At 33.3% G+C, this 26,243-nt stretch carries 21 protein-coding genes; 15 read left to right on the top strand and 6 right to left on the bottom strand.

The annotated features are described in order from the left end of the window. Positions 1–7 precede the first annotated feature (7 nt). A complete protein-coding gene (locus BKP56_RS10860; protein WP_072695094.1) occupies positions 8–1,138 on the top strand; it encodes a glycoside hydrolase family 88 protein in 1,131 nt (376 codons plus the stop codon). Positions 1,139–1,259: 121 nt separating this feature from the next. Continuing rightward, complete coding sequence (locus BKP56_RS10855) at positions 1,260–3,005, top strand: glycoside hydrolase family 35 protein (RefSeq protein WP_072695093.1); 1,746 nt, start codon at positions 1,260–1,262, stop codon at positions 3,003–3,005. A gap of 250 nt (positions 3,006–3,255) precedes the next feature. Here the strand turns inward: BKP56_RS10855 and BKP56_RS10850 are convergent, their stop codons facing one another. Continuing rightward, positions 3,256–3,654, bottom strand: a complete 399-nt coding sequence (locus BKP56_RS10850) for a hypothetical protein (protein WP_072695092.1) — start codon at positions 3,652–3,654, stop codon at positions 3,256–3,258. 285 nt (positions 3,655–3,939) lie between these two features. Between BKP56_RS10850 and BKP56_RS10845 the strand changes: the two genes are divergently transcribed. The 3 genes from BKP56_RS10845 to BKP56_RS10835 all read left to right on the top strand — a co-directional run bounded on the left by BKP56_RS10845 (position 3,940) and on the right by BKP56_RS10835 (position 8,927). Continuing rightward, positions 3,940–5,325: a M24 family metallopeptidase gene (locus tag BKP56_RS10845; RefSeq protein WP_072695091.1), complete on the top strand. Its 1,386-nt coding sequence runs from the start codon at positions 3,940–3,942 to the stop codon at positions 5,323–5,325. A gap of 42 nt (positions 5,326–5,367) precedes the next feature. Continuing rightward, positions 5,368–6,051, top strand: a complete 684-nt coding sequence (locus BKP56_RS10840; protein ID WP_072695090.1) for an N-acetylmannosamine-6-phosphate 2-epimerase — start codon at positions 5,368–5,370, stop codon at positions 6,049–6,051. 191 nt (positions 6,052–6,242) lie between these two features. Beyond that, positions 6,243–8,927 (top strand): HAD-IC family P-type ATPase, encoded by a 2,685-nt coding sequence (locus tag BKP56_RS10835; protein ID WP_072695089.1) that lies wholly within the window; start codon positions 6,243–6,245, stop codon positions 8,925–8,927. A gap of 59 nt (positions 8,928–8,986) precedes the next feature. Here the strand turns inward: BKP56_RS10835 and BKP56_RS10830 are convergent, their stop codons facing one another. Beyond that, entirely contained in the window at positions 8,987–9,694 is a 708-nt protein-coding gene (locus BKP56_RS10830; RefSeq protein WP_072695088.1) for an FAD-dependent oxidoreductase, read from the bottom strand. A 259-nt stretch (positions 9,695–9,953) separates the two neighbouring features. Between BKP56_RS10830 and BKP56_RS10825 the strand changes: the two genes are divergently transcribed. The 3 genes from BKP56_RS10825 to BKP56_RS10815 all read left to right on the top strand — a co-directional run bounded on the left by BKP56_RS10825 (position 9,954) and on the right by BKP56_RS10815 (position 12,292). Further along, on the top strand, positions 9,954–10,739 hold the full coding sequence (locus tag BKP56_RS10825; RefSeq protein WP_072695087.1) for a glucose-1-dehydrogenase: 786 nt from the start codon (positions 9,954–9,956) through the stop codon (positions 10,737–10,739). 138 nt (positions 10,740–10,877) lie between these two features. Continuing rightward, positions 10,878–11,726 carry an aldo/keto reductase gene (locus BKP56_RS10820; protein WP_072695086.1) on the top strand — a complete coding sequence of 283 codons (849 nt, stop codon included), beginning with the start codon at positions 10,878–10,880 and terminating at the stop codon, positions 11,724–11,726. 131 nt (positions 11,727–11,857) lie between these two features. Further along, the gene (locus tag BKP56_RS10815; protein ID WP_072695085.1) at positions 11,858–12,292 is read left to right on the top strand and encodes a DUF3284 domain-containing protein; all 435 of its coding nucleotides are present in this window, start codon (positions 11,858–11,860) and stop codon (positions 12,290–12,292) included. Between the two features lie 204 nt (positions 12,293–12,496). Here the strand turns inward: BKP56_RS10815 and BKP56_RS10810 are convergent, their stop codons facing one another. From BKP56_RS10810 to BKP56_RS10795, 4 genes are all read right to left on the bottom strand, one after another. Then, positions 12,497–13,609 (bottom strand): bifunctional glycosyltransferase family 2/GtrA family protein, encoded by a 1,113-nt coding sequence (locus tag BKP56_RS10810; protein ID WP_072695084.1) that lies wholly within the window; start codon positions 13,607–13,609, stop codon positions 12,497–12,499. A gap of 116 nt (positions 13,610–13,725) precedes the next feature. Then, on the bottom strand, positions 13,726–14,538 hold the full coding sequence (locus BKP56_RS10805) for an aldo/keto reductase (RefSeq protein ID WP_072695083.1): 813 nt from the start codon (positions 14,536–14,538) through the stop codon (positions 13,726–13,728). 561 nt (positions 14,539–15,099) lie between these two features. Beyond that, the gene (locus BKP56_RS10800; RefSeq protein WP_072695082.1) at positions 15,100–15,990 is read right to left on the bottom strand and encodes an SDR family oxidoreductase; all 891 of its coding nucleotides are present in this window, start codon (positions 15,988–15,990) and stop codon (positions 15,100–15,102) included. Between the two features lie 374 nt (positions 15,991–16,364). After that, complete coding sequence (locus BKP56_RS10795; protein ID WP_072695081.1) at positions 16,365–18,170, bottom strand: DUF4153 domain-containing protein; 1,806 nt, start codon at positions 18,168–18,170, stop codon at positions 16,365–16,367. Positions 18,171–18,406: 236 nt separating this feature from the next. On the opposite strand from BKP56_RS10795, the gene BKP56_RS10790 reads away from it, so the two are divergent. From BKP56_RS10790 to BKP56_RS10760, 7 genes are all read left to right on the top strand, one after another. Next, positions 18,407–19,726, top strand: a complete 1,320-nt coding sequence (locus BKP56_RS10790; protein WP_072693356.1) for an IS1380 family transposase — start codon at positions 18,407–18,409, stop codon at positions 19,724–19,726. A gap of 424 nt (positions 19,727–20,150) precedes the next feature. After that, entirely contained in the window at positions 20,151–21,239 is a 1,089-nt protein-coding gene (locus BKP56_RS10785) for a glycerol dehydrogenase (RefSeq protein WP_072695080.1), read from the top strand. A gap of 12 nt (positions 21,240–21,251) precedes the next feature. After that, on the top strand, positions 21,252–21,464 hold the full coding sequence (locus tag BKP56_RS10780) for a PRD domain-containing protein (RefSeq protein WP_072695079.1): 213 nt from the start codon (positions 21,252–21,254) through the stop codon (positions 21,462–21,464). Positions 21,465–22,005: 541 nt separating this feature from the next. Continuing rightward, positions 22,006–24,099, top strand: a complete 2,094-nt coding sequence (locus BKP56_RS10775; protein WP_072695078.1) for a BglG family transcription antiterminator — start codon at positions 22,006–22,008, stop codon at positions 24,097–24,099. A gap of 11 nt (positions 24,100–24,110) precedes the next feature. Then, on the top strand, positions 24,111–24,587 hold the full coding sequence (locus tag BKP56_RS10770) for a PTS sugar transporter subunit IIA (protein ID WP_072695077.1): 477 nt from the start codon (positions 24,111–24,113) through the stop codon (positions 24,585–24,587). Positions 24,588–24,601: 14 nt separating this feature from the next. After that, positions 24,602–24,886, top strand: a complete 285-nt coding sequence (locus tag BKP56_RS10765; protein WP_072695076.1) for a PTS sugar transporter subunit IIB — start codon at positions 24,602–24,604, stop codon at positions 24,884–24,886. 58 nt (positions 24,887–24,944) lie between these two features. Further along, complete coding sequence (locus BKP56_RS10760; RefSeq protein WP_072695075.1) at positions 24,945–26,225, top strand: PTS galactitol transporter subunit IIC; 1,281 nt, start codon at positions 24,945–24,947, stop codon at positions 26,223–26,225. Positions 26,226–26,243: the final 18 nt, after the last annotated feature.

Genomic DNA, 26,243 nt, shown 5'->3' with positions numbered 1-26,243 from the left:
TATTAAAATGTCGGAGCAATACGTAAAAGCAATAGAAGAAGTATTATCTAAGGTTGAACAAAATATCATCACATTCGAAAAACAGTTTCCACATACAAGTAATGACGAAGTTTATGAATTGAATCCAAATGATAACTGGACAGATGGATTTTGGGTTGGAATACTTTGGCAAGCATATGAATATAGTGGTAATCTACTGTTTAGGCATTCTGCAGAGGAAAAAACCAATCAGATGATTAATCGACTTGATGAAAATAGAGATCTTGATACTCATGATATTGGTTTTTTATATACACCTTCTACGGGAGCAAAATGGCAACTAGAAAAAGATATAGAAGCCAAGTCAGAGACAATCGCTGCTGCAGATAGATTGATGCAAAGGTACCGTGAGCATATTGGTATTATTCAAGCATGGGGACCTCCAAATGACCCAGAGCAAGGTGGAAGAATCATTATAGATTGCTTGATGAATATGCCTCTACTTTTTTGGGCAAGTGAAGTAACGAATGATAATAAATATAGAGAGGCTGCAATTGCTTTTGAGGATATAGCTAGAAGATATCTGGTTCGAGGAGATGATTCAACTTATCACACTTTTTACTTTGATCAAGAAACAGGGCAGCCTGTAAGAGGTGCAACCCAACAGGGATATTCAGATGGATCTACTTGGACTCGTGGTCAAGCATGGGCCATCTATGGATTTGCTCTAGCTTATCGTTATACAAAGAATCCATTATATTTAGAAACATCACTCAGAACAGCAAAGTACTTTATCAATCAATTGCCTGACAATTTAATAGCCCATTGGGATTTTGATGCGCCACTTGATAAAAATATTAAACCAGACAGCTCAGCATCCGCTATAGCTGCTTGTGGATTTCACGAACTATTGGACTGGTTAGATAAAAATTCAAAAGAATATAAATTAATATATTCTACACTTATAAACTCAATGGACACGTTGATCTCTGAATACGCAACAGAGGAAGGGGCGCAAGGTTTTATTGACCATGGATCATATAGTGTAAGAGAAGGAAAATCTCCAGATGATTATGTCATATGGGGAGATTACTTCTATCTGGAAGCACTTCTTCGTTTAGAAACGAATAAACGAGGATATTGGTATGAAACTAACTGAGTAAATTTAACGAGAACTATAGATAAATACGAATCTTGATTACTTTTAAATAGTAGAAATGGCATAGTTTAAGTAAAAGATGAAGGTCTTTTCTTCTAAAATCATAAATGGTGGTGTAAGTATGTTTGAGATCAAAGAGGATTTTTACTGGAATGAAAAACCTATAAAAATAATTTCTGGAGCAATACATTATTTTAGAATTATACCAGAATATTGGAAAGATAGATTGATTAAATTAAAAGCTATGGGATGCAATACAGTTGAGACTTATGTGCCTTGGAATATGCATGAACCCCAAGAAGGAACATATAATTTTGAAGGCCAATATGATATTAGAAAATTTATTAAAATAGCTGAATCATTAGAACTTTTTGTAATCGTTAGGCCATCACCATATATTTGTGCTGAATGGGAATTTGGTGGTTTGCCAGCGTGGTTATTGAAAGATAGAAATATGAAAATAAGAACTTCTTATCAACCTTTCTTGGAAAAGGTTGATCGGTATTATAGGCGTTTGTTTAAAGAATTAGCAGTGCTACAAGTAACTAGATCTGGCCCCATCATCATGATGCAAGTTGAAAATGAATATGGAAGTTACAGTGATGATAAAAGCTACATGAATAAGTTAGTGGAATTAATGAAGAAATATGGAATTGATGTGCCATTAGTGACTAGTGATGGTACTTGGCATGACATGTTGAATAATGGAACAATTCCTGAAAAAGCATTACCAACTGTAAACTTTGGATCAAAGAGTATAGAGCATTTTAATAAATTAAAAGATTTTAATAAAAATTTATCACCATTAATGGTGATGGAGTTTTGGGATGGTTGGTTTACTGACTGGGGGGATGAGAAGTTTAAACATACAGATTATAAAGAGCAAATAGAAGAAATTGATTCTATATTATCCAGAGGCCATATTAACTTTTATATGATACATGGTGGAACAAACTTTGGCTTTACAAATGGTGCAAATTACTATGACTATTTGACACCAGATATTACTTCTTACGATTATGATGCACCTATCACAGAATGGGGAGATCTCACTGAAAAATATAAAGCTTTTAGAAAAGTTATTCAAAAGTATAGTAATAATCCACTCCCTGAGTTACCTGTTCAATCCGAAAGAAAATCTTATGGACAATATAAAATTACCGCAAGAACATCACTATTTGGAAATTTAGAAAATTTAGCAGACCCTATTTTTAATCTATCAACTTTAACGATGGAAGATTTAGATCAAAATTTTGGATATATCCTTTATCAAAATAATTTAGGTGAAAAGCAGACAATTGAAAAGCTTAAACTGATCAATGCAAATGATCGAGTTAACATCTATCTTAATCAGAAACCTGTTGAAACCCAATTTGATAAAGAAATAGGAGAAACAATTTCCTTAGAATTAGAAGATGGAAAAAATTCATTAAATATATTAGTTGAGAATATGGGGAGAGTTAATTATGGAGAAAAGCTACCCCGTCAAAATAAAGGCATAGTAGATGGTGTATTGATAAATGGGGCTTACAGAAGTGGGTGGGAACATTATAGGCTGTCTTTAGACAATATTAGTAAGATAGATTACACAAAAACATTCTCAGAAATGGAACCAAGCTTTAGTCAATTTAAATTTGCAATAAATGAAGTAAAGGATACTTTCATTGATATGAATGGTTGGGGGAAAGGCGTGGTATTTATTAATGGATTTAACCTTGGACGTTTTTGGGAAATTGGTCCTCAATTTAAATTATATCTTCCTGGACCATTATTAAATATTGGAAATAACGAAATTGTAATTTTTGAAACAGAGGGAAAAGTTAAAGATCATATTATTTTAACTAAAGTTCCTCCATACATTAGATAAACACTCTTCCAAATGAATAAATCTATTGGATACACTAAAAGGATTGATATGAGGGGCAGTTAGTAGATTGTCCTTTGATCAATCCTTTTATTTTTATGGTAATATTTTTCATGACTACAAACGAGTAGTTGATTATAAAAATTATGATATAGCCATTTATCTTCTATCTGATGTATTGATATGAAATATACAGAGTTTTAAATAGGTGAGATATTGTATTAGTTCACTTTTGTTTCATAATTCTTATATGTTAACCATATATTTTATCTAAAATAGTGTAAGCTTCAGCTTCTAATTTACTTAATCTTTCTTCAACAAATTCAATTGAATAAGTATCTTTCAGAAAATTTATTGCATCAGTCAGGACTAAGTTTTGGTCGATAAGATCTACAAAATATTTTGGGTATTGTTCCTTTAGGGATTTAAGCTCTTCTTGATTGAGCAATAGTTGATCAGCATTACTATCTGTAAACATGATCGACATAATTAGAAGCTTTTGAGCTTCGTCTATCTGAACGATTAATAAAAAAGGATGATCAAGATAATCTGCATGATAGACAAACTCAGTTTCTCCACTTTCCAGTTCTTTTGTGATAATTTTTCCATAAGTATTTTCAAGTAAATCTCTGATTTGATTTTTTGCAGTCATTTTATAGCCCCCAATTAGTGAAAAAGTGAATTAAAACAATTATAGAACATATGATTTGAAAGGTAAACTGATAAAAAATTAATTCTAGACTTGAATCAGAATAGATATAATTTATGAAGAAATAGAATAGTACTTTTTTACATAATTTTATAAAGTTCTTATACAAGCTTGTTATGTTAGAATGGAATAAGTTTGTTTAGCAAATGGTAAAATTTTTTTAAAAAAGTTTATTATATAAAAAATTGATCAGTTAAATCCCGAATAACAAGATGAAGGAGTAAAATAATGAACTATAAAGAGAAACAAGTCGAGCTCAGTACCATTCCTGCTCCGGAGCAGGAGCAGCAGTTGAGTCCGGTTTTGTTAAGTAATGAAACGATGAAGCAAAGATATGAGAAAGTCTTGAAAGAAATGAAAAAGCAAGGATTCTCAACAGTTGTTATTTATGAAGACCTAGAACATGGTTCAAATTTCGAATATTTAACTGGATTTCTTACTAGATTTGAAGAAGCAATATTAATATTGCATGAGGATGGAACAGTCTATTATATATTAGGTAATGAAAATCTGAAATTAGCTAAACATACAAGATTAAAAGGTGAAGTCATTCATTGTCCGTATTTTTCATTACCTAACCAGCCAATGTACGATGTTGAAAACTTCGAAGAAATTTTGGTAAATGACCTATTTAATAAAGAGAGAAAGACTGGGTTGGTTGGATGGAAACTATTTACAGGTAGAGATAATAAACTCTTTGATTTACCATATTATATAGTAGAAACTATTAAGCAGCATGTGGGATCTGAAAACTTAGTAAATGCAACTTCTTTATTTATTGGCGACAATGGTGTAAGAACCACTAATAACATCAATGAAATTGCGCATTATGAGTTTGGTGCAGCGCTGGCATCTGCTCAAATGTTAGAAACCTTAGACTCACTGGAGGTAGGAAAGACTGAAATGGAACTTGGGCATACCTTAACTAGCTCTGGACAGCCTAATAATGTTGTAACCATCGCAGCTACGGGGAAACGTTTTGAACAAGCAAACCTCTATCCCACTGATAAAGTAGTTTCTCTAGGCGATACATTGTCTTTGACTGTTGGATATAAAGGTGGACTACAAAGCCGCAGTGCCTTTGTAGCTAATGACAGAGCTGATTTGCCGACAAATCAGCAAGCCTATTTAGAAAAAGTTGTCTTCCCGTATTTTAAGGCAGTCACTGCCTGGTTAGAAAATGTGCACATAGGAATGAAAGGCAATGAACTTTACCAGTTGATTGAAGAAGTGCTTCCGAAAAATCAATATGGCTGGCATTTAAATCCTGGTCATTATGTAGCAGATGAAGAGTGGATGGCATCCCCGGTTTATCCGAATTCTGAGGTTGTCTTAAAAAGCGGAATGATGTTCCAAGTAGATATTATTCCTTCTATTGAGGGAATGCCGGGAGCAAGCGCTGAAGGCGGTATTGTTCTGGCAGATCAGCAATTAAAAACCGACATTAAAGATAATTATCCTAAAATGTGGACTCGCTTCGAAAAAAGACGAAAATATGTGACTGAAATTTTAGGTATTGAATTGAATGAGGATATTCTTCTAATGGGGAATGCAACACCATATTTGAGACCGTACTTATTAGATAAAAAAAGTGCTGTGCGAATAAAGAAATAGTGAAAATTAATATTATTAAATAGGAATATTGGAGGAATTAAAATGTCAGTTTTGGAGAAAATTAAAGGTGGACTGGTTGTTTCATGTCAAGCCCTGCCAGACGAACCGCTTCATAGTTCATTCATAATGGGAAGAATGGCTGTTGCGGCTGAACAAGGTGGAGCTGTTGGGATTCGAGCAAATACAAAAGAAGATATAGCAGAAATCAAGAAACAGACAGATTTACCAGTTATCGGTATTGTTAAGAGAGATTATCAAGATTCAAAGGTTTATATCACTGCAACGATGACAGAAATCGATGAATTGATGACAGTAGGTTGTGAAATCATAGCACTTGATGCTACAGATCAAAAGAGACCTGACGGTCAATCACTAAAGGAATTCGTTCAACAAATAAGATTAAAATATCCTGATAGTATATTGATGGCTGATGCATCGACTTACGAAGAAGTTCTATCGGCAGAAAAGTTAGGATTTGATGTGCTGTCGACTACCCTGATGGGATATACTGATAAATCTAAGAATCAGAATATCTCTGACAATGATTTTGAGGTATTGAAGAAGATACTACAGTCAGTATCGACTCCCGTTATTGCAGAAGGACACATTGATACACCAGAAAAAGCAAAACGATGTTTTGAATTAGGTGTGCATTCCGTTGTTGTTGGAAGTGCAATTACCCGACCACAATTAATTACTGAACGATTTGTTCGTGAAATCAAATAGTGCTTCTATAACTGGCTGAAAGTAGAATTATTCAGCCGGTTTTTTTGTTGAATAACTCTTACATAAGTTATAATTTTTGTAATCGTTCCTTAATTTCTCTAAAATAATTATATAAGTCTATTTTCTCAGAATCGATTCTAGAGAACCGATAGATGATTAATCAATAGAATAATCATTAAAAGAAAGTAGGAATGAAAGTGAAGAATGAAGAATCTAGGACAGAAACACCTTATTACCAGAAAGGAAATGAAGAATTATCGGAAAAATTCAATGTAGATAAGGCAAAAGGATTATCTTCTGAAGAAGCTGAGAAACGCCTTAATGAAGATGGACCTAATCAATTAGAAGAAAATGAGATTTCTAAATGGACGATTCTACTAAGACAAATCAATAACGTAGTCATATATATATTAATTGTTGCTGCTTTATTGACATTATGGATGGGACATTATTCGGATGCAATCGTTATAGGATTAGTTGTAATTGCAAATACAATGATTGGTTATTTCCAAGAAATTAATGCATCTAACGCCTTGGATAAAATCAAGGATATGCTTTCAACGCATGCTACTGTCATTAGAGACGAACAGCGTAAAGAAATAGAAGCAGTTGATGTTGTAAAAGGAGACTTAGTTTATCTTGAGGCTGGAGATAATGTGCCGGCTGATGTCAGAATTATTGATTCTGATCGATTGAAAGTGCAAGAATCTTCATTAACTGGGGAAGCTGATTCAATTGAAAAAACACCTGAAAAAATAGAAGAAAAAGTTGGTCTGGGCGATCAAGTAAATATGGCATTTGCTTCAACCTCTATTACAAATGGTAATGGAACAGGATTAGTAGTAGCTACTGCTGAAGAGACCGAGATTGGTAAGATCAGCACAGCTGTAAATGATCAGGAGAGTAAAAAAACACCTTTAGTACAACTGATCGACAATTTAGGTAAAACAATTTCTTACGTTATCATGGGTGTTGCTGCGCTGCTTTTTATATATGGATTGATTAGTGGTGTATATTCATTATCAGCATTGTCTCTAGCAGTCGTTACAATGATAGTGGGTTCTGTACCAGAAGGCTTGCCTGCTACTACATCAGTAGTGCTTGCTATGGGTGTCAGTGATATGGCGAAAAATAAAAATACGATCGTCAAGACTTTACCCTCGGTAGAGACTTTGGGATCTGTTGATATTATTGCTACAGATAAAACCGGAACTTTGACTAAAAATGAAATGACAGCTCAAAATATTATTACAAAGCAGGCAGAATATACTGTCTCAGGAATCGGGTATTCACCGGAGGGGAAAATTGAGCTGGATGGTCAGTCGATTGAACTTGATAGTGATTCGGATTTAAAGCTGTTGATTACTTCAGGTTACGAAGCGAATGAGGCAGAATTAAACGAAGAAGAAGGTCAATGGAAGATTAGTGGGGAACCAACAGACGGAGCCTTCCTAACATTATATAATAAAGCTTTTAACAGTGGTGATTCAAGTTACGAAGAGATTTCTAAAGTTCCATTTGATTCAGACTATAGATACGTGGCAACTCTTTCTGAAAACGTTGAATCTAAAGAGCGTAAAATATTCATTAAAGGATCACCTGGCAAGTTATTTGCATTAGCTGAAGCCAAAGACTCTTCGTTTGATACAGCCTTCTGGAGAGAAAAAGTTGAAGCATTATCTTCACAAGGTAAACGAGTTGTGGCAGTTGGTGTGCAAGATGCTGATCAGAATAAAGATACACTAGAGCATGAAGATGTTGATGAAGGGGTAACGTTTCTCGGTATTGTAGGCATCATTGATCCGCCACGCGAAGAAGTAATTGACTCAATCAAAACGATGAGAAAAGCTGGTGTAGAAGTTAAAATGATCACTGGAGATCATCCCTCAACTGCTAAAGCTATCGCAGAAGCGTTAGGACTTTCGGAAAATGTACAAACCATTACTGGTCTGGAACTAGATGAACTTTCTCAAGAAGAATTAGTTGAAAAAGTAAATGATTACCAAGTATTTGCTAGAACGACTCCACACAATAAACTTCAAATTATTGAAGCATTTCAAAAAAGTGGTAAAACCACTGCAATGACTGGAGATGGAGTTAATGATGCGCCGGCATTGAAAAAAGCTGACATTGGTGTAGCTATGGGATTAAACGGGACAGATGTATCTAAAGATTCCGCCAATATGGTGCTGACAGATGATAATTTTTCTACTATGTCTGTAGCAATTGAAGAAGGACGTAGAATTTTTGATAATATAAAGAAAAGTATTCTTTATTTACTTCCTACATCTTTTGCTGAAGGTTTGATCATTGCGTTTACATTGATTGCTCAAAGAGATTTACCATTACAGGCAACTCAGATGCTTTGGATCAATATGGTTTCTGCTATTACAATCCAATTTGCCTTTATTTTTGAGCCAGCCGAACCAGGGCTGATGGATAGAGAGCCAAGAGATACCTCAGCTTCCTTAATTGGAAAACATGATGCATTTCAAATAGCTTATGTATCCATATTGATGGCAGTGTTCAGTTTAGTGGCATATGACTGGCTGATAGCTTCTGGCGCGAACCAGGTTACAGCTAGCACAATGGTTGTAAATATTATTGTAATTAGTAAAATATTTTATCTATTCAATGTCAGGACACACGCTCTTGCTTTTTCTAAAGAGTTCTTTACAAATAAGAAAGCTTTCCTGATTATTGGAGTTATGATTGTGCTGCAATTAATGTTAACGTATGTACCATTTTTCCAAGAATTCTTTTATACAGAAAGTTTAACAATAGTTGAATGGCTGATTGCTATTGCAGTAGGCGTAATTGTTTTGATTATTGCTGAGATTGATAAAATCATTCGTATGAAGATCAATAAAAATTAATAAATAAAAGGAGAACCCTCTATGTAATTCTACATACGAAGGTTCTCCTTTTTCATTGATCAATAATGATTTAAATGGTTTATAATGACCTGTTTTTTATGAATAGTCAATTGTTTTAATGTCTGTTTAGTATGATTTATTGTTTTATCACTGCCGTAAATATAATAGAAAGCATTATTTCCATACTTTTGAACTAATTGCTCTAGTATACTTGAGGATTCACTACGATCAAATACATAAAAGATTTGTATTGTAGTATTTTTCGCTGCTATTTTGTCTAGTTCCTCTCTAAAAGGGTGGTAGTCTCTAGAAGTATAAATTAAGGCTATGGGTCTTGAAAAATCTGATTCCAGGTTCTTTAATAATGCTCTTATAGGGGTAATATTTATTCCGTTGGTCATTAAAATCAAAGGCCGGTTACGTGTGTCTTCAATAATGGAAGATCCAAAAGGTCCCTTAATTTTAACCCTATCTTCTTTTTGTACAGCAAGTACTTTCTCCTCAAAAAGATGGGGAGGGGTTTTAGTTTTCATTCCAATCATCAGTCTATTTTCTTTTGGTATAGAACCGATATAAAAGGAGTGAAATTTCAGAAAATGACTTGAGGTTCGGTCATAAAATGAGAATAAAGCATAATCTCCAGCATTCCAATGCATTTTTTCTGGAATAGTCATATTAATTATGTAGTATCGTTCCTTCGGATTTTCTACTGATTGGACTCTGGCTACATTTTTATTGAAATATTCTTTTAAAAAAGTCAATGCCATTTTAAAGATCTCCTTTTGATTAATATATGTTTAGCCTAGTAAAAAATACCTTTGTTATTATACCGTTTAGTATACTCTTAATGACTGAAAATAGTTAGAATTATGTACATTAGTACGAGAATAAATCGTGATATTCAAATGGATTTTATTATATTACATAGAGAGACCAAGGTATATTTTTTGAGTAATTATTGGCTGTGATGTACAGTGAAATTAATCAACCATTTAATTATAAACTTAAACTAGGGGGAAAATAGTCGTGTATAAAGATTTAGATGGGAAAGTAGCAGTCGTTACTGGCGGATCTAAAGGAATTGGAGAAGCAATCGCCTTGCGTTTAGTAGAAGAAAAAATGTCAGTTGTGATTAATTATCATAGTGATGAAGAAGGAGCAAATGAATCAGTAAAAGCAATCGAGGAAAAAGGGGGCAAAGCGGTAGCGGTTCAAGCAGATATTGGTTCAGAAGAGGGTGCAGCTGCTTTACTTAAAGCAGCTGTAGAAAATTTTGGTACTTTGCATTTATGGATCAATAATGCAGGAATGGAGAATAAATCTCCTACCCATGAATTGTCTTTTGATGACTGGACGAAAGTAATGAATGTCAATCTGAACGGTGTATTCCTAGGCTCAAAAACAGCGCTTAATTACTTCCTGGAACATGACATTAAAGGAACTATTCTCAACATGTCTTCAGTACATGATAAAATACCTTGGCCAACCTTTGCACACTATACTGCCAGCAAAGGTGGAGTTAAAATATTCACTGAAACGATTGCACTCGAATATGCTCATAAGGGAATTAGAGTAAATAATATATCCCCCGGAGCCATCAATACCTCTATCAATGCTGAGAAGTTTGAAGATGAAGAAGCAAAACAACAAACGCTAAATATGATTCCGTTGGACTATATTGGTAAAGCGGAAGAAGTAGCTGCCGCTGCTGCATGGTTAGCGTCTAAGGAATCCAGTTATGTAACGGGAACGACACTTTATGTCGATGGGGGCATGACGCTTTATCCATCGTTTGAAAAAGGTGACGGTTAATTCAGTCACAGACTTAGCCCTTTCTTCTGTATTAAAGAAGAGAGGGTTAAGTACCTTTTATAGGACTTATCGTATGATAGTCAAAGTCATTTCCTTTATACTAATCATGGTAAATTAATTTGAAAGGATGTAATTTAAATGGAACAATCAGATTTTTATGAGCTAAATGATGGAGCAAAACTACCTGCGATTGGTTTGGGTACGGTAAATATACAAGGTGCAAAAGGTGTTAATAGTGTCCTTACAGCAATTGATGCTGGATACAGACTAATTGATACTTCCACAAACTATATGAATGAAGGAATGGTAGGCGAAGCTATAAGGCGTTCAACAGTCCCAAGAGAAGAATTGATAATCAGTTCTAAATTACCAGGAGCAGCACATGACTATGATAAAGCCATTACTATGATTCAAGAATCACTCTATCGTTTAGGAATCGATTATTTTGATAAATATCTGATTCACTGGCCACTACCTATGCAGGGGAAATATGTGGAAGCTTGGCAGGCACTAATAGACGCTCAAAAGTTTGGTTTAATCAAAACGATTGGAGTATCTAACTTTTTAGAAGAACATCTTGAAAAAATTATAGATAAAACAGGTGTAACGCCTGCCACCAACCAAATAGAAAGACATCCGTATTTCAACAATAATGAAGTAGTCGAAACCAACAAGAAACTTGGTATCCTGACAGAAGCGTGGAGTCCATTTGGTCGAGAAATCAATGATGTTATTGAGCATGAGACTATTGCAAAAATAGCTAAAAAGTATGATAAGACTCCTACTCAAGTGATTATTCGTTGGAATCTACAAAATGATGTTATGCCAATCGTGAAGTCATCTTCTCTAAAACACCAAAAAGCTAATTTAAATGTCTTCAATTTTGAATTGACTCAAGAGGATATCCAGACAATTGATTTATTAGACAAAGGTGAACCAGGAAGAGTAGAAGGTCAACATCCAAATGAATACGAAGAATTTGGATAAAATTATTGATTCTATGTTTTAGAACATTCTATTTCATTTTGGAATAGAATGTTCTTTTTTCTGTTAGAAACTGATATGATAGAAAAAGATAGTGATAATAAATCTATATACTATCAGAAAAGGAAGAGCTAATGAAAATAGATAAAAAACTCAAAATATCTACCGATCAGTTTTACAAGCAATTAATTCGTTCTATTCAAAATGATATCCTTACTCAAACTGGGGAAGAAGTACTAGAGCATGAACTAGAAGGATATTCATATGATAAAAATTTTCCGAACAATCAAATCGCAACGATGACTATAACAGAAATTATTCATAATAAAATATATGAATATAAAATGGTAACGGATAAAAATATCATCGTTTCACGATATACGATTAGCTCTCAAGAAAAAAACACTTGTGAAGTAGAGTATGAAGAACATGTAGAATTTGAAGGTGCATTACAATCGTTGAATGATTCGTTTATGGGTTCTGTCATGATGTACTTTAAGAAAAGGCGTTTTGCTAGTATGCTTAGTAATGTGGAGCGAACAGTAAATAAAAATGAATCTAACGAATAAAATGCTTAGTTCATAGATTATGAGCAATTACTTGAAAGTTCATTATGATGAATTGAGTACGTTTGCCTATCTAATAAAATGAATTATACATTATTTAACAAGAAAATAGTTTAATTAATATAATCAAAAAGATGCTACTCTAAATAATCTTAGGTAGCATCTTTTAATAGAGGGATTAGTTTATTGAGAATTTCAATATTACATTTATAACTTTTCTGTAATATTTTGAGCGGGAGAAGATACTTTTTTAAATACCCAATTTTTCTGGGCATAAAATCCGATAAAAAAGATAATTGTATCGATTAAGATTTTTATTAACCACGCTGTATCGTAAACAGTAAAAGTAACGATTGCTTGTACAATGGTGGCCGAAGCAATCATTTGAATAAAAAACAGCATTACATAACGATGAATTGAACTTGATGTTCTCTTTTCTCGGAAAACAAGATGCTTATTAGATAAATAATTAAAGAGACCAGATGTGATTCTAGCAATTACAGTAGATATAATAATGTAATAAGAAGGGAAATGATTTTCCAGAATAAAGACTAGTAATGAGAAAGTCAATATATCAGCTAGGAATGAAGCAACAGCCGATGTACAATATCTAATAAATACGGAATATATCTTAACTGAATCAAGCAAAGGATTGAAATGAGAAGATTCATTATTTTCAATATATACTGTTTTAATCGGAACTTCTTTCATTGGTATAGCATTATCTTTAAAATATAATAGCATATTCATTTCGTATTCATAACGGTCTCCTTGAACTTCTAACAATCCCTCTAATGTAAACAAGGGCAAGACCCTTAACCCAGTTTGGGTGTCTGTAAGATTAAGATTATTCATATTGTTTATTACATTTCGGGTAAAAATATTTCCAATTCTGCTTCTCAAAGGGATAGATTTATTTTCAAAATTTCGACTGCCAAGCAAAACTGAATGAGGGTTTTTAGTAAATTCTTCAATACATCTTTTAACATCTTCTGTGGTATGCTGCCCATCACCATCAACTGTAATCACACCAAGATGAGTGGAGTAGTCAGTGATGATAGTTTGAAAAGCAGATTTTAAAGCAGCTCCTTTTCCTTTATTGATAGAATGAGTAAAAATTTGGCATTGATAGGTGTTTTGAATAGTATTAAAGAAGCTCTTAGATTCTTTGTCACTACCATCATCGATAACGATTATTGGAATAATCTGGCTGATGTCTTTTCTAATATTTTCAATTAGTGTGATCAGTTTCCCGTCCGGATTTAGTGAGGGGATAACAATGATTACATCATGCAGCGCTTTATGATTATCATTCTGCATTCTTAGATAACCTCCTTTATTAAAATAAGTAACCGATAATGTTGAAAATGGATAGTGCTGGAACAAAAAAAGCTGCCTATTATGAATAGACAGCTTAAATCTGTTTGATCAGCGTGTTATTTTCTAATATCTTCGAATCCTTTCAATTCTTTAAGGTCTTCATCAGATATTTTAAAATCAACCTGTTTATTTTGTATGATTCGTTCCTCATGAGTTGATTTTGGTAAAGGTAATGTTTCCCTTTCTAAACAGTAACGAATCAATAATTGAGCAGGTGTAACATCATATTTTTCAGCCATTTTCTTGATGTCTGAATGATCTAAGAGTTCTCCGGTTGCAAGAGGAGAATAAGCTTCTACTACAATATTATGTTTTTTACAGAATTCAAGTAATTCCTCCTGATCTCGACCTACATAAAACGGAATCTGGTTGACCATAGGAATAATATCACAGTTATCTATAATCGCTTGGAGATCTTTAACTTCAAAGTTAGAGACGCCGATGGCACGAATTTTTCCTTCATTATATAACTGTTCCATGGCTTTCCACGATTGAATGTTACCTTCAGTACAGTCTTTTCCTTTTTCATCCCAAGGCCAAGGTGCGTGAATCAAGTATAGGTCCAGATAATCCACACCTAAATTAGTAATTGTTTCGTTGAAAGCTGCTAGTGTTTCATCGAATCCTTTAGTTTGAGCAGGTAATTTACTTGTGATGAAAACATCTTCTCTAGCAATATCGAATTCCTTAATGGCTTTACCAACATTTTCTTCATTTTTGTAAGCTAAAGCAGTATCGATATGAGTATAGCCGTTTTTTAATGCCATTGTTACTGAGTCGTAAGCTTCGTCGTTAGGAATTTGCCAGGTTCCAAATCCAATTTTTGGTATTTCTACATTATTATGAAAAACAAAATTTCCTTTAATCATTTTTATACAATCCTCCAATTAGTTTGATTGACTTCTATATTTATTCTACAATAAATATAGTTGTAAGTCTTTTCATACAACTTAATGATTTTCAACAAGGGGGATAAGAATGATTCTTCTATATATTTTTTTAATCATTTTTGTATTTATGTATATAATGACCATACTTCAAATTATAAGAGGGAATGTGGATAGTCTACCGGTTAAACTTTTCTGCTATAGAACAGCTGCCTTGAAATAATTGCAAAGTTATGAAGGAAGACTGAGAAAAACAATAAAAATATTTTACACAATAAGTATGGCTTTTAATCTAGTAATCCTGTTCATCTTTATTTATTACCCCTCTTCGGGCAACTTGCACAATCCAATTATTTTCTTTTTTATTCCTATAAATCAGCTGGTTACTCCGATAATCATAAGCTATATAGTAACTTCTTATAAAAAACATAATCGAATTAATGAATAAAAAAACTCCCTAAAAATCTAATGTTTCTCACATTAGAAATTTGAGGGAGTTTTATTTTTATAAGATTTTATTTTCTTATTAATCAGATTAGATTTCTATCCTAAAGGTAACCCACCGGTAATACCAGAAATTTCTCCTGTTACATAATTTGACTTTTCAGAAGCTAAATAGACGTATTGATGTGCTAGTTCCGCTGGTTGGCCAGCACGTTTAAGGGGTGTTTCTTTACCAAACTCAGGTATAGAATCTTGAGGTTGTCCACCAGTGACTTGTAGAGCTGTCCAGATTGGACCTGGTGCAATACTGTTCACGCGAATCCCTTTGGGTGCTAGTTGCTTAGCTAAAGCAATTGTAAACCCTCTAATAGCAAATTTAGTTGATGCATAGTCTAATAAGTTTTCAGAAGGACTGTAACCTTGAATAGAAGAAGTTGTAATAATTGAAGCACCTTCTGATAAATGCGGTAACGCAGCTTGAATAGTCCAGAACATTGAATAAATATTTGTTTCAAATGTACTCGTTAACTGTTCAGTCGTAATATCTTCAATGTTGCTTGTTGATTGCTGTTTACCAGCTACTAAAGCTAAAACATCAAGACCGCCTAATTCAGAAACAGTTTTTTCAACTATTTCTTTAGAAAAGTCTTCGCTTCTTAAATCACCAGGTAGTAAAACAGCTTTTTGATTTTCAGCTTCAATAAGTTTTTTTACTTCATCTGCATCAGGCTGTTCCTCTGGCAAGTATACAATAGCAACATCTGCACCTTCGCGAGCATACGCAATTGCTGCAGCACGGCCAATTCCTGAATCCCCACCAGTTACTAAAATTCTTTTTCCTTTTAACTGATCATTTCCTTTGTAGGTTGCTTCTCCGCAATCTGGTACTGGATCCATTTCTTTTTGTAGACCAGGAGGAGACTGTGGTTGTTTAGGGAATTTACCATTGAAATATTCATCTAACGGATTGACATTTTGTTCATTACTCATTAAAAAATCGCTCCTTTGGTTTAACTTTTGAATATGACAATATATTAGACTACAAATTTATATACCTCAAATAATATGCCTGTATCTCTTGATAAAACAATAAATTAAAAAGCGAAGGAAATTTTGATTGGAGTGAGGAATTTTCAGTTACGGATAAAGAAGTTGACAAAGTCAATGAAGAAGCAGCTGTAATTATAGAAAATACCAATGATATAAACCAAAAAGATTCAAACTATCTTTATCTTATTATTGCTATATTACTTATTGTAGTAAGTATAATGTTTGTCTATATTTTTAAAATTAAAGTGTTAAAAAAATAAAAGCATCAAAGTGATAAGAGATTATATCTCTTATCATTCTCCATGCTTTTGTTGTTAATTATTTAAAGAAACAAATACATACATTTTGCCTGAATAAGTCCCATCTGCGTAGGTTACCAAACTTTCTAAAATAATCTTAACTGTTCCACGATCGTTTTCTTTTGTAAAAGTCAGATCTTCATCAGACATTTGTTGCACTTTTGGAACGTATTCAAAGGTATCATTTAATAAAAATTGTAGATCGAAGTTGATCATTTCTTCATTCTGATCATTTAATACATTTACTGTGAATGTTTGATCATCAGATAAGACCTGAAGAACAAAAGCGTTATCGTTGAAGTCAAAGGGTAAATTTTGCTCAGGTATTGATTCGTATCCCATATTATTGATAGAAACGTAAACAAATTGAGCAGTTTTTTCAGTATCAACTGAAAAAGTTTCATTCTCATTCAAGCGTACCTCAGCATAGTTAGCCGTATAGCTTTCGAAATCCGGATTGTCAGATTCACTGAGAAATTTATAATCGTAATTATTGAAACCAAATGTATTTTCAAAATCTTCATAATAAATATCGAAATTATTCGGGAGCCAATCAATTCGATTAACTCCATCAGTGTTATACAAATACTCTATACTATTTGCAATTTTTTCTCTATCAGTCAGGGAAATATCTTCATTTTTTATAATGGTATTATCTACTAACATATTATTTTTTCTCAAAACATCTTCTACAAAATTTATCTGAGCGTTTAATCCTACTGTTATGGCGTCGATGGGAGGTATGATTGAGATAATGGACAGGGAAATGAACAATGCCGGAACATAAACTTCTTTATTTTGGAGAAAACTGTAAATTATACTCGAAATGATTGCAAACACACCAAACATAATAACATAGTAGCGACCATGAGTAAGTCCAAACTGATTAATTTTCAATAGAGAAGCTATGGTTTGGAATAAAGATATGACAAGTAAAATTTCAGGAAAATATTTTCTGAAAATAAAAGTACTTTTATTATCGATTCTTTCGGATAGATAAAAAATGATAAATCCAATTATGATATAGCTTACCAGTAAGGGTTCTAGTAGATTGTCATTCCAGAATTGTCCGCTTAAATTCGTAATAATATATAACGTCAAAATGAGTGTATACGCAGCTAGTAAAGGTATAATAATATAAGAAACTAGCGCTTCTAGGGTCTTTGGTGTTGTAATAGCCTGTTTATCTTTTTCAGTCAAGACATTTTCATTAATGGGATAAAGCGGAATGTAAGATAAATAATATAAAGGTGCAAAAAATCCGAAAATAACAACACTAAGATCGATGAAAACTTTGTAATCCACATTATATATCAGAAAGCTAAATGCACCGAGAATAGCTATCATACCAACTTCTAGAACAATTGAAAAAAGCATACTAGTAAAAAAAGCTTTAAAAGCAGTAGTGAACGATGTACTGAAAGATAATTTGCTTTTGATTGAAGGGACCCAAATGTATGCTACCGTCAATGCACTAATTAAGGCACTTGAACGAATATAAATAACAGTGTTAATATCAGTATAATTTTTTAAAAACAGCCAATAGTATAAAGAAGTAAAGATAATTACAACAATATAAATTCCCAATCTAATCAACCGGCTGTTTCTGAAAAAGCGTTCATAAATCGATTGTCCAGTAAAAGCGGCAATTCCACCTATCAGCATTGTTAATGTTTCGCTATAATAAATAGTATTGTCTGAATGAATGCTTAATATTGTCAATAATACTAGTATAAAAAAGCATAATGTAGATAACGGATAACGAAATACGGCCTGCGAAAAGCTAACGAGTCTTGTAGCGCTTCTTTTATAAAAATTCATTAGAAATACTCCTTTACTTTTATATACTTGTATCATAACTGTTTGGTACTGGTAAGACAAATAAATACATATATCATATCCTAGATAATTCATACTTTTGCTTGAATCGTGGAAACACTGCCTAATGGCAGGCACTATGATACTTTTATTGTTTCACCTGTTAAGTGATGAAAAAAGAACTCCATTCTGATATAGTAAAGGTGTCGAAACCAACCATAAGAAAAGGAGTTCTTCTAATGACTAGCTTACACAAAAAACAGATTAAATTCAATTCTAACATTACCATTTCGCATACAGGTGGACGCTTATCTAGTGATTCCGGTTTGGTCTTAGTTAAAGAACTAATGAATACCTTTGGTTTCTCTGATTTAGCTAAACGACTACTTCACTTAAAAGAAAATCGTGCTTACTTCATACATGATAATCTAGCAATTTTTGAGCAGCTTATTATGCAGCTAACGGCTGGTTATTCGACAGACTCTTCGGCTAATATATTAAGACATGATCCAGTATTTCAAGTTATTCTAGGTAGAAATCAGTTAGCCTCGCAATCGTCGCTTTCGCGATTTCTAGACCGTTTTTCAGAAGAGAACTTAGATCAGTTACAGTCATTAAATCAATCATTAATTGATAAAGCGCGTCTGATTCGTAATGATACCGAGTTGATCATTGATATTGATTCAACACACTCAGATACCTTTGGAAATCAAGAACAAACCGATTATAATGCCCACTATCAAACTTATGGATATCATCCTCTAGTTGCCTTTGATGGACTGACTGGAGATTTCTTAAAAGCTGAACTACGTTCAGGAAATCAATACACATCTAAAGGTGTAAAAGCTTTCATAGAACCTTTACTGCAGCATTATAATCACTCCTTACCGAATACCGACATACTCGTTCGTGGAGATAGTGGATTTGCAACACCAGAGGTGTATGAAGCTTGTGAAGCCAACAATAGCCACTATGTTATTCGTTTAAAGAACAATAAAAAAGTGAGTCAACTAGCTGAAAAATCAGTTCTATATGGTGAAAATCAGAAATGGGAAGAGAGAGAAGTGCAGTACTTTTCAGTACCTTATCAAGCTAAGTCATGGTCAAAACCTCGTCGTCTCTGCATTCGTTCTGTTCGAGAAGGAGGAGAACTCCTTTTTCAGCATACATTTATTGTGACAAACCTATCAAAAAATGTATCCCCTGAAGTCATATTCTCTCTTTATGCCAAACGTGGAACGATGGAAAACTTTATCAAAGAAGCGAAAGCAGGATTTTATTTTGATAAAACCGATAGTCCACGCTTCTTAGAAAATCATGTAAGGATGTTAATGAGTTTACTCGCTTATAACCTCATCAACTTTTTAAAGACGATTGGGTTTGATGAACGAGATAAAGGTCTGACTGTTCAATCCATACGACTGAAATTACTTAAAGTAGCCGGGAAACTTGTCCAAACAGGTAGGCAAGTCTATCTTAAACTGTCTAGTTATCACGTTTATCATAAAGAATTCTATGCTGTCTTCGACCGCCTGAGGCGGTCCCATTCATGGGTATAAACTAAGCGGATACTATTTATTTAAGAGAAAAGTTCCAAGGGATAAGTGTGCCCAAAATTATACAAAAGTAATTTTTGGGCACTTACAAAAATGAAAAGAGTCTTTAAAAAGATTGTTTTGGGCAAAAGTTATCAAAATAAATAAAGCGAGAATGATTTTTTTAAGAGATTTACTTAAAATACAGAGTTATGAATTATTCAGGCATATATTAAAACCTTAAGAACATTGATAAAAAATTACAATAATGAAGATGTTAAACGTAAAAGGATTTTACTGATTTTTATTATTTCGCAATAAATTCAAAAAAACCAAAATATAAAATTACTAAAAAAAGCTCACAACTTCACAGGTTATTCGTTGAAATTATTAAAATACTTTTGTTATTATTTAGGTAATAAAAACATAATTTGAAAGGGGAAGTATCATGAGAAAATTTATCTTTCGTTCGCCTAGTCGGTATATTCAAGGAGCTGGTGTAATCAATGATCTAGCAAAAGAGACAGAAATGATTGGTCAAAGCCCCTTGTTAATAGCAGATGAAGTTGTTTGGAGAATTACTCAAGAAGCAATTGACAGCAGTTTTTTAAATTCAAAAACGGATTATCATTATGAACAGTTTAATGGAGAAGATTCGAGAAAAGAAATTGATCGTTTAGCGAATGCAGGAAAAGAAAAACATGCTGATTTGGTAATTGGTGTAGGGGGAGGAAAAACACTGGATACGGCAAAAGCAATTGCAGATGAATTGAATATACCGGTTGTAATAGTCCCTACGACAGCTTCGACTGATGCACCAACGAGTGCTTTATCAGTCATCTATTCAGATAATGGTGTATTTGAAGGATACAAGTTTTATGATAAAAACCCAGAACTAGTACTCATAGATTCTCAAGTTGTCATTAATGCCCCTATTCGTTTGTTTGCATCTGGAATTTGCGATGCCATGGCAACACTGGTTGAAGTAAAAGCTGCGATTAGAAGTAATGGAAATGCGATGGCTGGGGGAAAACCAACATTAGCAGCACAAGCAATTGCCGAAATGGCTGAAAAAACTCTATTCAAACATGGAATCGGAGCATATAAATCGGCTAAAGAAGGAATTGTAACACCTGAAGTCGAAGCGATTGTTGAGGCAAATACTTTGCTTTCAGGATTGGGATTTGAAAATGGGGGATTAGCTGGTGCACATGCAATTCACAATGGATTTACTGCGCTTCAAGGCGAAATCCATAAATTAACTCATGGGGAAAAAGTTGCTTATGGAACACTTGTACAGTTAGTACTGGAAGGTAAATCAGAAAAGGAAATAACAAAATACATTGATTTCTATAATTCTATCAATATGCCGACAACACTTAGATCCATGCATCTTGAGAATGTTTCTTATGAGGATTTACTTGAAGTGGGTAAATTAGCAACTGCTGAAGGTGAAACGATGGAAAATCTAGATCGGGAAATTACCTCTGAACAAGTAGCAAATGCAATATTAGCGGTCGATGCTCTAAGTAAATAAGAATATCATTTTGTGGAAAGATATCTATCTGATAAGCTAATGGAAGAAAAAGATGAGGAATTATTCGAACAAATTTCAACTCTTTATCCTGAAGCAATGAATATTGTATTTAAGATTAAGGAGTACATGCAAGAGGTTCATCATAAACCTGTTCCCAAAGATGAATTGACCTATCTGGCTGTACACATCAATCGTCAATTAAAATATTCAGAATTAAATAAGTAAAAGATTAAGCAGTATAGTGATTTTTTAATTAAATCACTATACTGCTTTTTAATGAAAGATCCTATATAGATTATAATCTGAGTATACTATATTTATGTTCATTAATTCACCTTATATTAACCGGATTAACATACTTTATATCTCTACATTCTGCAAACAATAAGGATCAATCATTTATCAAAATAATAAGAGCTATAAGAGTCATCACCTAATAACATTTTCAACGTAACCACCTTTGATTTATTCAAAGGTGGTTATTGGCATTTACAATATAATACCCATATTTGATAAAAAATTCACAAAGTTAATAATATGGTAAAGTCCAAAAGTGTACATTCCTATGCGCATATAATGGGATGAAAGCGTATTTATTTTATTCGTTTTCACAATTACAATATAGTCAGGAGGCAGGAACCAAGCGATCCATTTGAAGTGAGAGTTTGGTCATAGAAGAAATGTCTAATAGTTTTTGCCAAACATGTCGATAAAATTTATAAATTACTATATTTCTTTCAATATACTAGAAATGGAGGTGAAGCACATGTATCTTGATGAAAGAAGCAAGAAACTACTGATTGAAATAGTAAAAAAGCCCAACATGACTAACAAAAAACTTCAATTAGATCATAAGCTTACAAGAAGACAAGTCAATTATAGTCTAAATAAAGTAAATGAATGGCTTGAAAATCAAGGTTTCAAACCATTAGAAAAAATAAATGGATATTACCGAATAGATGATAATATTGGAGAACTTCTTGAAATTGAAAAAGAAGACCATGAAATATACATCCCCTCTCCCAAGGAAAGAAAGTATTTACTCATCTTATATATATTAACAAGAGATGAAGCACTGTCATTGAATCATTTCATAGTGGAAATGAATGTCAGCAAAAATACAGTCCTCCAAGATTTAAAAGAAGTAAATAAAACACTAGATTCATTTAACCTGGACATACAGTATACACGTTCAGACGGCTATTATACGGTTGGGGATGAATGGGACAAACGCTCCCTTATGTTAGATGCAATATACAGAATTATTCATATGCATGGAGGAGAATATTACCTTAAAAACCTAATGGGCATCAGTCAAGAAGAAGTAGGTGAGATTCGTTCTAGACTAAATATTATTGAACAGGAATTGAATATATCTTTTGCGGATACAGAAATGGATACTTTACCCTATTCATTCTACGGACTCTTTAAAAGAATGATGCAAGGAAAATATATTAACACGGAGTTTTTTATTGGTAATCATGAATTATCAGATACAAGAGAATTTGAAGCCGTAAAAGTACTGATAGAAGGAAAAGGAACGATTCCTGAAGAAGAAAGACTTTATCTGGCTTTACAGCTATTAACGTCAAATACCATCAAAAAAACTCATTTAAAGGTTGAAGAATTACCAAAGTTGAAATATTCATTACAAAAAACACTAGAAGAATTTGAAAGAAAAGCTGTAATTAATCTAGTTGACAAGGAAACCTTGGTTGATAAATTATTTCTTCATTTCAAACCAGCATATTATCGAATTAAGTATAAACTGACAACAGATTATCGACCTTTAGAAAAAGTAAGTGAAGAATTCAAAATGCTGCATTATTTTGTTAAAGAATCTTTAGATCCGTTGAAAGTATTTCTTAAAAGTGAATTACCTGAGAGTGAAATAATGTTTATTACACTATTTGTAGTAGGACATATTTTAGAGCATAACGAACAGAATAATTTCGGTGCAAAGAAAAAAGCTATTGTAGTCTGTCCTAATGGACTCTCTATTTCAAAATTAATGAAGCACAACTTGCAGTCCTTGTTTCCGGAAATATACTTTTATCCAACCATGTCGGTTAGAGAATTTAAGAAAACAGATTTGCCTTATGATATTGTATTTTCAGCTAGACCAATAACTGCGCCATCTGACAAAAAAATATTTGTTGTAAACCAGATGATGGAAGACTCTGAACGAAATGAATTACGCAAAATCGTTATGAAATCCGTTTTTCGTCGTGAGGATAATCATATAAATATTTCTCAGCTAATGGAAATAATCAGCGAATATACTGAAGTGATTGATGAACAGCAGTTAATAAGAAATTTAAAAGGTGTCATCCAGGAAGACAATAAATTTATGAGTAGCGAATCTGATAAAAAAGAAGTTATTCACTTACCCGAACTGATAACGACATCAATGATTCGAATAGTTGATAAAGTTTCTGATTGGCAAGAAGCGATGAAAGTAGCAGCACAGCCTTTACTAGAAACAGGGAAAATATCTTCACAATATCTGAAAGCGCTTAATAATCAATACCCTGTAGTAAGTGAACATATTGTTTTACAAAGAAATATTGCTATACCGCATGCTGAAAGTGAAAAAGGTGTTAAAGAGCTTGGAATGAGTATGTTATTTATAAAAGAAGGGATTCCTAACTTTGATGGATCCGATCTTCATTTCATTGTAGTTATAGCAGCGACTGATAGAAAATCCCATTTCACAGCATTAATGGAACTTATGAAACTTGCAGGAAACGATGCGTTATTAAAAGAATTATCTAAAAGTGGAAATGAAGATGAGATATATCAAGTTATCTTAAAATCAATTAAAGAAAAAGATCCATTATATAAATCATTAAGAAGTTAGGAGAAAGCAATATGAATATTGAAGAATTCTTATCAGAAGATTTTATTTGGTTAAATGAACCAGTAAAGTCACAACTAGATGTTTTTGAAAAAGTTTTCACGAAATGTCAAGATAAGGGATTTGTCAGTGGAGAGTTTTTAGAAAAAATAAAAGAAAGAGAAAAAGTTTTTCCAACTGGACTGCAGCTAGATGGATATGGCGTTGCAATTCCACACACAGATCCTGAATGTGTGAATAAACAGTTTGTAGCAGTGTTTACACCAGAAGAAGAAGTCATGTTTAAAAGAATGGATGACTCTAATGCAGAAGTTAATGTGAAAATTATTTTCGTTTTGGGATTAAATCAACCGCATAGTCAATTAGCTATGCTTCAGGAACTAATGGTCTTACTCCAAGACAAAGAAGCAGTAGAAAATCTTAGAAATACAACTGATAAAAAACAGATGATTCAATATCTTTCAGATCTATCAAAACAAAAACAAAGATGAAAAGAGGAGAAATAATGAATACAAAGAAAAAGGTTTTAGTGGCATGTGGTACTGGTATTGCAACATCTACAGTAGTTGTAGAACGGGTAGAACGTTTGATCAAAGAAAATGGAATCAATGCAGAAGTTGAACAAATTAAAATTTCAGAAGCAAAAGGAAAGCAAGAAGGCGCGGATCTAATTGTCTCTACAACTATGTTACCGACTACCTATAATATTCCAACAATCATTGCTACTGGATATATTTCAGGAATTAATGCAGAACAACTAGATGAAAAAATTCTTTCCGAACTTCGTTGATATAGTTTCAAAAGTAAATTAAAAAATTAAATAATATAAAAATAGAGGAGTTGCAGAAATGGATTATATTACAGACGCAATAAGTTACATTATCGATCTTGGTCCAACAGTTATTTTACCGATTACCCTAGTATTCATTGGAATGATATTTGGAACCGGATTCAAGAAAGCCTTTCGTTCAGGAATTATCGTTGGGATAGGGTTTGTAGGAATCAATTTGATAATTGGCCTTTTAATGGATGAACTAGGAGCTGCAGCAGAAGCAATGGTTCAAAACTTCGGAATACGATTGGATGTTATTGATGCTGGCTGGCCAGCATCAGCAGCAGCAGCCTGGGCAATGCCAATCTCAGTATTACTTATTCCAATATTGCTTTTTGTTAACTTATTAATGATTGTCTTAAAATTAACAAACACTTTAAATGTTGATATTTGGAATTACTGGCATATGATAGCTGCAGGAGCTACTGGTTATATTGTAACAGGTGGGAATATCTGGTTTGCTGTAGTTTGTGCTGTAATTTATGAAGTGGTTATCTTAGTAGTAGCAGATAAAACGCAGCCTTATGTTGAAAACTTTTTTGGACTAGAAGGTTTAACTTTCCCAACTGGATCTCCTATAGGATTTGGACTTATTGGAATTCCATTAGCATGGTTAGTAGGAAAAATACCAGGTGTAAAAAACATCAAAGCAGATTCAGAGTCTATTCAGAATCGATTAGGGATCTTTGGAGAACCCATGATGATAGGACTGATTTTAGGTACAGTAATAGGATTGCTGGGTGGATATGGAATTGGTGAAGCTTTCCAAGTAGGGATTGCAATGGGTGCGGTAATGCTCTTAATGCCTCGTATGGTTAAAATTTTAATGGAAGGTCTCATTCCAATATCAGAAGCAGCAAGAACATTTATGAAAAAAAGATTTCCAGGCAGAGATTTGTTTATTGGGGTTGATGCAGCTTTAGCAGTAGGACATCCAGGTGTACTATCAACTTCACTTTTACTAGTACCTGTAACACTTTTAATTGCAATCATTCTTCCTGGAAATAGTGTCTTGCCATTCGGAGATTTAGTAGGAATTACGTTCTTCGTCGTATTTGTGCTGGCAGCAAGTAAAGGCAATATTGTTCAATCAGTTATTACAGGGGCCTTGATGATGGTCATAACTCTCTGGTTAGCAACAGATTTTGCAGCAGTTCATACAGAGATGATGGCAGGAACTGGATTCCAAGCACCTGGTGATGCAACTCAAATCGTTTCATTAACTACTGGAGGAAATCCTCTTAACTGGTTAATCTTAAAATTTGCTGAACTTTATCAGATGGTCTTTGGCGGCTAGCCTCTAAGGAAAATATAA

The organism is Marinilactibacillus sp. 15R, from assembly GCF_001895285.1.
Classification (GTDB): Bacteria; Bacillota; Bacilli; order Lactobacillales; family Carnobacteriaceae_A; genus Marinilactibacillus; species Marinilactibacillus piezotolerans.
Note: the sequence above shows the minus strand (reverse complement) of the source record. Positions and strands in the feature narration are given on the sequence as shown.

Coding starts and splice junctions, on each gene's coding strand:
- BKP56_RS10860 (WP_072695094.1), top strand. CDS start 8: ATGTCGGAGCAATACGTAAAAGCAATAGAAGAAGTATTATCTAAGGTT.
- BKP56_RS10855 (WP_072695093.1), top strand. CDS start 1,260: ATGTTTGAGATCAAAGAGGATTTTTACTGGAATGAAAAACCTATAAAA.
- BKP56_RS10850 (WP_072695092.1), bottom strand. CDS start 3,654: ATGACTGCAAAAAATCAAATCAGAGATTTACTTGAAAATACTTATGGA.
- BKP56_RS10845 (WP_072695091.1), top strand. CDS start 3,940: ATGAACTATAAAGAGAAACAAGTCGAGCTCAGTACCATTCCTGCTCCG.
- BKP56_RS10840 (WP_072695090.1), top strand. CDS start 5,368: ATGTCAGTTTTGGAGAAAATTAAAGGTGGACTGGTTGTTTCATGTCAA.
- BKP56_RS10835 (WP_072695089.1), top strand. CDS start 6,243: ATGAAAGTGAAGAATGAAGAATCTAGGACAGAAACACCTTATTACCAG.
- BKP56_RS10830 (WP_072695088.1), bottom strand. CDS start 9,694: ATGGCATTGACTTTTTTAAAAGAATATTTCAATAAAAATGTAGCCAGA.
- BKP56_RS10820 (WP_072695086.1), top strand. CDS start 10,878: ATGGAACAATCAGATTTTTATGAGCTAAATGATGGAGCAAAACTACCT.
- BKP56_RS10815 (WP_072695085.1), top strand. CDS start 11,858: ATGAAAATAGATAAAAAACTCAAAATATCTACCGATCAGTTTTACAAG.
- BKP56_RS10810 (WP_072695084.1), bottom strand. CDS start 13,609: ATGCAGAATGATAATCATAAAGCGCTGCATGATGTAATCATTGTTATC.
- BKP56_RS10805 (WP_072695083.1), bottom strand. CDS start 14,538: ATGATTAAAGGAAATTTTGTTTTTCATAATAATGTAGAAATACCAAAA.
- BKP56_RS10800 (WP_072695082.1), bottom strand. CDS start 15,990: ATGAGTAATGAACAAAATGTCAATCCGTTAGATGAATATTTCAATGGT.
- BKP56_RS10795 (WP_072695081.1), bottom strand. CDS start 18,170: ATGAATTTTTATAAAAGAAGCGCTACAAGACTCGTTAGCTTTTCGCAG.
- BKP56_RS10790 (WP_072693356.1), top strand. CDS start 18,407: ATGACTAGCTTACACAAAAAACAGATTAAATTCAATTCTAACATTACC.
- BKP56_RS10785 (WP_072695080.1), top strand. CDS start 20,151: ATGAGAAAATTTATCTTTCGTTCGCCTAGTCGGTATATTCAAGGAGCT.
- BKP56_RS10775 (WP_072695078.1), top strand. CDS start 22,006: ATGTATCTTGATGAAAGAAGCAAGAAACTACTGATTGAAATAGTAAAA.
- BKP56_RS10770 (WP_072695077.1), top strand. CDS start 24,111: ATGAATATTGAAGAATTCTTATCAGAAGATTTTATTTGGTTAAATGAA.
- BKP56_RS10765 (WP_072695076.1), top strand. CDS start 24,602: ATGAATACAAAGAAAAAGGTTTTAGTGGCATGTGGTACTGGTATTGCA.
- BKP56_RS10760 (WP_072695075.1), top strand. CDS start 24,945: ATGGATTATATTACAGACGCAATAAGTTACATTATCGATCTTGGTCCA.